7 protein-coding genes are annotated in these 7,329 nt (G+C 66.6%); 3 read left to right on the top strand and 4 right to left on the bottom strand.

Translation table 11 applies throughout. The features are described 5' to 3' along the window. Positions 1-943: sodium:solute symporter family transporter (locus tag QTH97_RS15310; protein ID WP_444813437.1), on the top strand; the 943-nt coding region annotated here is incomplete at its 5' end. A gap of 24 nt (positions 944-967) precedes the next feature. Here QTH97_RS15310 and QTH97_RS15305 read toward each other — a convergent pair. Further along, complete coding sequence (locus tag QTH97_RS15305; RefSeq protein ID WP_286569094.1) at positions 968-1,942, bottom strand: Bug family tripartite tricarboxylate transporter substrate binding protein; 975 nt, start codon at positions 1,940-1,942, stop codon at positions 968-970. A gap of 153 nt (positions 1,943-2,095) precedes the next feature. Here QTH97_RS15305 and QTH97_RS15300 point away from each other — a divergent pair, with 153 nt between their 5' ends. Beyond that, positions 2,096-3,448, top strand: coding sequence for a lytic murein transglycosylase (locus QTH97_RS15300; RefSeq protein WP_286569093.1), 1,353 nt, complete (start codon positions 2,096-2,098; stop codon positions 3,446-3,448). Positions 3,449-3,518: 70 nt separating this feature from the next. Here the strand turns inward: QTH97_RS15300 and QTH97_RS15295 are convergent, their stop codons facing one another. Continuing rightward, complete coding sequence (locus QTH97_RS15295; RefSeq protein ID WP_286569091.1) at positions 3,519-4,730, bottom strand: serine hydrolase domain-containing protein; 1,212 nt, start codon at positions 4,728-4,730, stop codon at positions 3,519-3,521. A gap of 174 nt (positions 4,731-4,904) precedes the next feature. On the opposite strand from QTH97_RS15295, the gene QTH97_RS15290 reads away from it, so the two are divergent. Continuing rightward, entirely contained in the window at positions 4,905-6,704 is a 1,800-nt protein-coding gene (locus QTH97_RS15290) for a carboxylesterase/lipase family protein (protein WP_286569090.1), read from the top strand. Positions 6,705-6,722: 18 nt separating this feature from the next. Here QTH97_RS15290 and QTH97_RS15285 read toward each other — a convergent pair whose 3' ends face one another. Both QTH97_RS15285 and QTH97_RS15280 read right to left on the bottom strand, forming a co-directional pair. Next, the gene (locus QTH97_RS15285; protein ID WP_286569089.1) at positions 6,723-6,974 is read right to left on the bottom strand and encodes a hypothetical protein; all 252 of its coding nucleotides are present in this window, start codon (positions 6,972-6,974) and stop codon (positions 6,723-6,725) included. Continuing rightward, on the bottom strand, positions 6,975-7,241 hold the full coding sequence (locus tag QTH97_RS15280; RefSeq protein WP_286569088.1) for a hypothetical protein: 267 nt from the start codon (positions 7,239-7,241) through the stop codon (positions 6,975-6,977). Positions 7,242-7,329 lie beyond the last annotated feature (88 nt).

The raw sequence follows: 7,329 nt of genomic DNA, 5'->3' as shown, positions 1-7,329 counted from the left end.
GCCACCGGAGGCCGCTGCCGCGGAAGGCTTCTCGATCATGGGGCCGGGGGGCTTCATCAAGGATCCGATCTCGGCGATCAGCTTCGGCATGGCGCTGATGTTCGGCACGGCTGGACTGCCGCACATCCTGATGCGCTTCTTCACGGTGCCCAACGCGAAGGAGGCGCGAAAGTCGGTGCTGTGGGCGACCACCTGGATCGGCTACTTCTACGTGCTGACCTTCATCATCGGCTTCGGCGCGATCACCTTCGTGCTGACCGATCCGCAATTCCTCGATCCCAAGGGCGGGCTGCTCGGCGGGGGGAACATGGCGGCGGTGCACCTGGCGAAGGCGGTGGGCGGCAATGTGTTCCTCGGTTTCATCTCGGCGGTGGCCTTCGCGACCATCCTGGCCGTCGTTGCAGGGCTCACCCTGTCCGGCGCATCGGCGGTGTCGCACGATCTCTACGCCACGGTGTTCAAGAAGGGCAAGGCCGACAGCGTGGCGGAGCTGAAGGTGTCGCGCATCACGACGGTCGCACTGGGCGTCGTCGCGGTGGTGCTGGGAATCGTGTTCGAGAAGCAGAACATCGCCTTCATGGTGAGCCTGGCTTTCGCGGTCGCCGCTTCGGCCAACTTCCCCGTGCTGCTGATGTCGGTGCTGTGGAAGGATTGCACCACGCGCGGTGCGGTCATCGGGGGCTTTCTGGGGCTGGTGTCCTCGGTGGTGCTGACCGTCGTGTCGCCGGCCGTGTGGGAGGCGACGCTGGGCAATCCCAAGGGCTCGGCGCTCTTCCCCTACCAGTCGCCGGCGCTGTTCTCCATGACCATCGGATTCTTGGGAATCTGGCTGTTCTCGATCCTGGACAAGAGCCCGCGTGCCGCCAAGGACCGGGCGGGTTTCCTCGCGCAGCAAGTGCGCTCGGAGACCGGCATCGGCGCGGAGGGCGCGTCAGGACACTGAGGCGCGCCCTGACCGGGCGAACATTCAATCCAGCTTGATGTTCGCCGCCTTGATGACACGCGCCCACTTGTCGACTTCGAGCTTCTGGAACGCCGCCAGCTCCGAGGGCGTCATGCCGCCGGGCTCGATGCCCTGCTCCACCAGCTTGGACTTCACTTCAGGGTCGTTCACGACCTTGATCAACTCGGTGGACAGCTTGTCGACGATGGGCTTGGGCACGCCCGCAGGCGCGAAAATCGCCTGCCACGACACCACGCTGAAGCCGGGCATGGTTTCGGCTACGGCAGGAACCTCCGGCAGTTGCGCACTGCGCTTCTCGGACGTCACTGCCAGGGCGCGGAGCTTGCCGGCCTTGATCTGCGGCAGCGCCGGCGCCAGGTTCTCGAAGATGAGTTCGGGGCCCTGGCCGGAGAGCAGTCCATTCAGGGACTCGGCGCTGCTCTTGTACGGCACGTGGACCATCTTGCCGCCGCTGGTCTGCTCGAAGAACACGCCCGAGAGATGCTGCGAGGTGCCGTTGCCCGAAGACGCGTAGCTGATGGTGCCGGGCTTGTCCTTGATCGCCGCGACCACTTCCTGCACGGTCTTGTAGGGGCTGTCGGCGCGCACCACGAGCACGTTCGGCATGGAGCCGATCATCGTGATCGGCTGGAAGTTCTTGATGGGGTCGTAGGGCAGCTTGGAGTACAGGCTCACGTTGATGGCGTGCGAACTGATCGTGCCGCCCTGGATCGTGTAGCCGTCCGGCGCGGCCTTGGCCGTGAAGTCCGTTCCCATGCCGCCGCCCGCGCCCGGCTTGTTCTCGATGACGAAGCTCGTGCCCAGCGGCGTCGCAGCCTTGGTCGTCACCAGTCGGGCGAGGATGTCGGTGGTCCCTCCGGCTCCGAAGGGCACGATGTAGGTGATGGGCTTGCTCGGCCACTTGTCCTGCGCGTGGACGGGCATCGCGGCGGAAGCGGCGGCAACGAGGGCTCCGCACAGCATGATTCGACGTTGCATGGTGTCTCCTTGTAGCCGGAGCTTCGCAGGTCCCTGGCGCCATCGGTCTTCGCGGAAATCCCGATGCGCGCAGGCGAATTGGTGACCATTTCCTACCCTCCGGCTGGGGAATGGCGAACTTCGCCGGTTCGGCACGGGGTGAGAATCCGGCGGATGCAACCCACCTTAAGCACGTCGCCGCGCTTCCCCAGTCGCCCCGGTTTCTCCCGCCTCGCCCTGATGGTGTCTGCGATCGCCCTTCTGCCGGGCTGCGCGTCGGCGCCATCCACGGCGCCATCGAACGCACCGGCGCAACCACCCGCCCCCATTGCGCGAACCGCGCCGCCACTGCCGGCGCCCAAGCCGCCGCCGGCTGCCGCCAGCGACGCGGAGTCGGGCCAGGGCTTCGCACAATGGGTCGCGGCGTTCCGCACCACCGCGCGTGCGGAAGGCATCAGCGAGGCGACGCTGAACGCCGCATTGGGCAACGTCCAGTTCCTGCCGCGCGTCATCGAACTCGACCGCGCGCAGCCCGAGTTCACGCGCACTGTCTGGGACTACCTCGACAACACCGTGACCGCCCAGCGCGTCGCACTTGGCCAGGACAAGCTGCTGCAGGTGCGCGCCGAAGCGGACGCGGCGTCGCGGCGCTACGGCGTGCCGCCGACCATCCTCGTCGCCATCTGGGGCATGGAGAGCAACTACGGCGGCAACTACGGCAGCACCCCGACCATCGACGCGCTGGCGACGCTGGGCTTCGAGGGGCGCCGCGAGGACTGGGCGCGCCGGGAGCTTCTCGCGGCATTGAAGATCCTCGACAAGGGCGACATCGACCGCGAGCACATGATCGGCTCCTGGGCTGGCGCGATGGGCCAGACGCAGTTCCTCCCGTCGAACTTCCTGGCCTACGCCGTGGATGCCGACGGCGATGGCCGGCGCGACATCTGGGGCAGCATGGCCGACGTGATGGCATCGACCGCGAACTTCCTGTCGCGCTCGGGCTGGCAGGCGGACAAGCCCTGGGGCGTCGAGGTGCGCCTGCCGGCCGGCTTCGACCATGGGCGCGCCGACACCGCGGTGCGCCAGTCCACCGCTCAATGGTCCGCAGAAGGCGTCAAGACACTGAACGGGCAGCCACTGCCTGAGTTCGCCGACGCGACGATCCTGCTGCCGGCGGGTGCGCGCGGGCCGGCCTTCCTCGTCGGTCCGAACTTCCGGGCCATCCTGCGCTACAACAACTCGACCAGCTATGCGCTGGCCGTGAGTCTTCTCGCGCAGCGCCTCGCCGGCGGTCCTGACGTGCAGTCCGCCTGGCCGCGCGATCTGGCCGCTCTCTCGCGCAGCCAGATGATCGAGTTGCAGACCACGCTCAACCAGCGTGGCTTTGCAACCGGAACACCCGACGGGGTGATGGGCCCCGCCACCCGTGACGGCGTGCGCCGCTATCAACGCAGCGTCGGCTTGCCTGCGGACGGTTATCCGAGCGCGGAACTGCTGCAACGTCTGCAACGTCTGCAACAGCGTTAGCCCTGGTCAAGCAAATCGTGGACAGCGGCCCTTCATGCCGGCCACCATCGTCAACGTGCAGCGGGAAGCGTCAGCTTCCTGACCCGCCCGTGGCCTCGCCGTCGATGGCTTTCTGCACGGCGCGATAGAAGGCCTCTCGCGCCCCGCTGGCGATTCGGTCCGTCGCGCCTCCAGCCCAGTCGGCGTTGGACGCGATGACGAGCTTGCGCTTCGGGTCGATGAAGATGCCCTGGCCGAAGATGCCGCGCGCCGCGAAGCTGCCATCGGCATAGGTCCACCATTGATAGCCATAGCCGCGGCCTGGTTGCCCGATGCCCGTGCGTTCGGTCGTCGCGGATTCCAGCCAGCCGTCCGGCACGATGCTTTGCGCATGGACACGGGCACCGCCGAGGATGAAGAGCCCGAAACGGGCGAAGTCCCGTGTCGCGGCCTGAATGCAGCAGCCGCTGATCTCCTGCCCGGTGCGGCTGAGGAGCCAGGTCGCGTCCTGTTCCATGCCGGCTGTCGACCAGATCTTTTCCGAGAGGTATGCGGACAAGGGCTTCTTCGTCGCCTGGCTGACCAGGATGCCGACCAGGTTGGTTTCGCCCGTGCTGTAGTGCCAGCGCGTGCCGGGCGGCACCTCGCGCGGCAGGCGGCGGAGGTAGCTCACGAGCGCGTCGACGCCTTCCTCGGGCTTGTGGTTGTTGAAGCGCGCCACGTCGGAGTTCGGGTCCGCGTAGTCCTCGTTCCACCGGACGCCGGACGTCATCGTCAGGAGCTGACGGATGCTGACATCGTCGTATGCCGAGCCTTTCATCTGGGGGATGTAGTCGCTGACCTTGTCGTCCATGCTCTTGATGAAGCCATCGCGGATGGCGGCGCCCACCAGGGTGGAGGTGATGGATTTGGCCACGGAGAAGCTCGTCCACCGTCCGCTGCTGTCGAAGTCCAGGCCATAGCGTTCCAGGCGGAGCTTTCCGTCGTGCACGATCAGCAGGGCCGCGCTGCGTTGACCGGCCATGTAGGCATCGAGATCGAGCGGCAGTTTCAGCGGCGGCCCCGGCGGCAGCGGCATCGCCGAGTCGCCGGCCTTCACGGTGCGTGACTTCGCGAGGATGGGCAACCGGTCCAGCGCGCGGAATGCCGCATCGCGCTGGGGCTGGCTCCAGAACAGGAGATCTCGGTTGGTGGGCAGCGTCGCCAGGAGTGCGCGCGTCTCCTTGTCGAGGCTGAACCACCCCGCGGCTCCGACGGCTGCAAGGGCAACCAGCAACCCTAGCGCGATCTTCTTGATCTTCATTGCGGAACTCCTGAACGTCGTGACGATAGGCCGGATTGGACACGATGCGACCTTGTCGTTTCGTGCTGTTGCCCAGGGGCATCGACGCTTTGCCCTTGTCGCGAGTCGGGTTTCCCCGGTAGGCGCCCCCATCTGCGGCCCTTACCGTTGCGGCCTTCTGGAGGAGACGTGACCATGATGCGTAAGGCTTGGTGGGTGGCAGCGTGCGCTGCGCTTCTTTCTCAGACAGTCTGCTGGGCCCACGGGCGCCCGGCCGACCTCGAGCGGAACACGCATTTCGGAAAGATCGTCGGCATCGACGATTCAGACGCCACGGGGACCTACGCATGGAAAGGCATCCCCTTCGCGAAGCCGCCCGTGGGCAACCTGCGCTGGAAGGCCCCGGTCGACCCCGATCGGTGGAGTCGGACGCGGGCCGCGCAGCAGTTCGGCAATGCGTGCGTGCAGTACGGCCGCATCTACGGCCCCGGCGCCAACAACCGCTACGACGCCACGATAGGCACCACGCTGAACCAGGCGGTGGGCAGCGAGGACTGCCTGTACCTGAACATCTGGCGCCCGGCGAAGGACGATCGCAAGGGCCGCGGCAAGGACAACGACAGGGGCCATGACAGGGGCAACGGCAAGGACGACGACGAGCTGCCCGTGATCGTCTTCGTTCACGGCGGCAGCAATGTGTCCGGCTACACGGCGGACCCGGTCTACGACGGAGCGGCGCTCGCCAGGGCGGCGAACGCCGTCGTGGTGACGGTGAACTACCGCGTCGGCATCTTCGGCTTCCTTGAACTGCCGCAGCTCAAGTCCGGCGGCAATGGCGTGGCGGACTCGGGCAACTTCGCCCTGCTCGACATCGTCAAGGCGCTGGAGTTCGTTCGCCGCGACATCGACGCTTTCGGCGGTGACCCGCGCAACATCACCTTGATGGGACAGTCGGCCGGCGCCATCAATGTCTACGCGCTGCAGACTTCGCCGCTCATCACGAATGCGCGCCACCCACTTTTCCATCGCGTGGTGCCGCTCAGCGGCGGCATCTCGCTCGTGTCGAACCTGCCGCCGGGCAGCTTCCCGACGCTCACCCCGCAAGCAACCTACGCCATCCAGGGCAATGCCTTGCTGAGCAACCAGCTCATCGCGGACGGGCTCGCCACCGATGCCGCGTCCGCTGCCGCCTATGCGGCCAGCCAGACGCCCGAACAGATCGCCGCCTATCTGCGCTCGAAGAGTCCGGCAACGCTGCTCGGCACGCTGCTGACCAGGCTCGCGCCGCTCGGACTGGCGGGCTCGGGCCCGATTCCCGATGGCATCGTGGTGCCGGTCAACCCGATCGCCGCGATACAGGCCGGCAACTATCTGCGCGTGCCCGTCCTGGCGGGAAACACGCGTGACGAGGCGAAGCTGTTCCCCAGCTTCCTGGCACTGAGCCCTTTGCTCGGTGGCGTCAGCGGTCGGATCGTGAACGATGCAACCTTGTTCTCGACACAGTTCAGCTACCAGCCCGACGCCCCGCCGACGGTGAGCATCGGCCAGTGGATTCCGGCGCAGTACCTTCCAGTGGCGACGCCAGACACGGGGTTCAACGCGAAGACGGACCTGCTGAACCGGCTCTTCTTCATCGCGAGCCGCGACAACGTTCTCGACACGCTCAAGGCGCAGCAGAACGAGGTCTGGTACTACCGCTTCGACTGGGATGAGGAGCCGGCGCCGTGGAACGACATCTATGGCGCCGCGCACGCGTTCGATCTGCCGTTCATCTTCGGCACCTTCGGCCCGTCGCTGTTCTCGAACGTCGCGAACTCCACGGCCAACAAGCCGGGCCGCCTGGAACTGTCCGACGCGATGATGAGGAGCCTGGGCGCCTTTGCCAGGCGGGGTGATCCGAATGCGCCGGCGGCCCTCGGTGTCACTTGGCGGCCCTGGCCCTCGACGCTGATCTTCGACGCCACGCCGACGCACAAGGCGATTTCGCTTCAGTAGCCGGGCGTCGAAGGCCCTTCACTCCTGCCCGCGGGTGTCCTCGTGCTCGCGGACCCACCGCTCCGCCTGTTGCTCGGCATGGCGCATCGCCTCTGCCTCGGTCGCGTAGGCCTCGGTGTCTCGCGGCAGCTCCGTCTGCCGACCGGGCGCCGAGCCCATGCAGAACACGACCGGCAGGAAGTTGCCCTGTCCATCAGGCTGCGCGCCGCACAGGAATGCCCATCCACGATGCGCAAAGGCCTGGAGCTGACCGTGATCGATGGCGTTCATTCAGGCATGCCAGTCGCGGGCGCGCCGCGTCAGCACCATGGTCAGCAGTGAACTCGCGGCCGCGGCGATCATCACCGCCTGCATGGGCTCCCGGTTCACGAAGTCGCGCGTCGCGTCGACCCCATGGCCCCAGATGTCCATCAGGGTATGGGTGGGCCGCGAGACCCTTCTGGACGGCAGCGTCTTGGCGATGACCTGTGCATCGTCCACGACGGCGCTCACTTCATCGGCGACCGTCGGGTTCGCATCGAAACCTTGTGAATTCATCAGAACTCCTTTACCTGCCTGGATTGACAGCGATCCAACCAAGCATGGAGGCCGCGCGCGAGATGAATGTCAGGCCGAAGGGTTGCAC

The organism is Variovorax gracilis (assembly GCF_030317115.1).
Lineage (GTDB): Bacteria > Pseudomonadota > Gammaproteobacteria > Burkholderiales > Burkholderiaceae_C > Variovorax > Variovorax gracilis.
The sequence above is the reverse complement of the archived record's forward strand: the minus strand, read 5'-3'. Positions and strand labels throughout refer to the sequence as shown.